Consider the following 1,441-nt stretch of genomic DNA (forward strand, 5'->3'; position numbering starts at 1 on the left):
GGCGTGTTCGTGGACGTGGTGGATCTCGCACCAGGATGCGGGGACGTGGCAGCCGGGGATGAGGCACTCGCGGTCGCGGAGGGTGATCGCGCGGCGTTGGTGGGCGGTGAAGATCCGGTCGGTGGTGCTGATGCCGATGATGCGCCCGTTCGGGTCGAACAGCACCCGTTGCACGCCGCCCGCGCACGCGGTGTGCGCGGCGACACGGGCGGAGACGGGGGTGTCGATGCCGTCCACGTGCGCCCAGCCCTGCCCGGTCGTGTAGTCGTCGGCGGTGACGGACACGACCAGGGTGGGGGCCCCACCGCCCAGGCGTGGGGTGTCGTCGTGGCGGGCGGCGATGCCGAGGATCGCGGCGAGGGTGTCGTGCTGCTTCTGCGACCGGGAACGCGGGTCGATCATCCGCCCCGGATCACCGGACGGGAGGACATCATCATCCGTTTCGGGGCCATCGTCGGCGACGCCGTCCCGGGCCCCGGCGTCTCCGTCGGTGCCCTCCGGCGTTTCGGCACGCGCATCGCTCCCGTCCGAGGGTTCGAACACCACTCCGGGGACGGGTGGCCCGTCGACTTTCGGGTTCAGGTAGGCGTCGAACAGGCGCTGCAACTGTCCCGCGACCTCGGGCAACAACCGTCCCCGGATCGGGATCACCCCGTCCTTCGCGCGCCCGAGGGTCAGACCTCGTGCCCGCATCGCGATGTCGTCCGCGGGTTCCGCACCGTCCGGGTCGAGGTGCTGCACGATCACCTGCGCCACCAACCGCAGATCCTCCGGCGTCGCCGCCGGAGCGACATCACCGACACCCGCGTCCGGGTCGACACCCGACTCGGCGTCCGGGTCAGCAACAGAGACTCCTCGCGCGTATGCGGCCAACTCCGCGTCCGCCCGCAACCGGTCCGCCGTCCCGATCCGGGCCCCGGCCTGCTCGATCGGCCCGATCGCCGCCAACAGCCCCGCCACCCCGATCGTCCCGTCCACCAACGCCTCCCGCAACGCCGGCCACCGCGCCGGCAACCACGCCCCCGACGACAACTCCACCTCCCGCCGCACCGCTTTCGCGGCCTTCACCACCCGCCCAGCACCCGGGCCGTCGGTGCGCAGCACCCGCTGCAGCAGCTCGTTCACCGTGCGACACCCGAACCGCCCGCAGAACGCCGGCTCCCCCGACCCCGCCGCACGCCCATCCACCGACGCGACCGTCTCCACAACCACCGCATCCACCCGCCGCTGCACCTGCCCGGCGGCCCGCAACAGCTCCATCTTCGCGTCGTCACTCAGCGCCGCGATCACGTCCGCGCGCAGCACCGCATCCAGGTCAGCGACGACCCGGTCCAGCACCTCCACGGGGTTGTTCATACCCCCAGTCAACCGAGGGCCACCGACATTCACACCCGAATAACCCCCGTTCAGAGCAATATTCCGAAACACGCGAAACGCCGAC

1 protein-coding gene is annotated in these 1,441 nt (G+C 71.5%); it reads right to left on the reverse strand.

Annotated elements, in window-relative coordinates; all coding sequences use genetic code 11:
- The coding region (locus AC6CHX_RS19495) for an HNH endonuclease signature motif containing protein (RefSeq protein WP_498274309.1) at nt 1-1,356 on the reverse strand (1,356 nt) is incomplete at its 3' end.
- Nucleotides 1,357-1,441 lie beyond the last annotated feature (85 nt).

Source organism: Microbacterium sp. GQ128 (assembly GCF_059758615.1).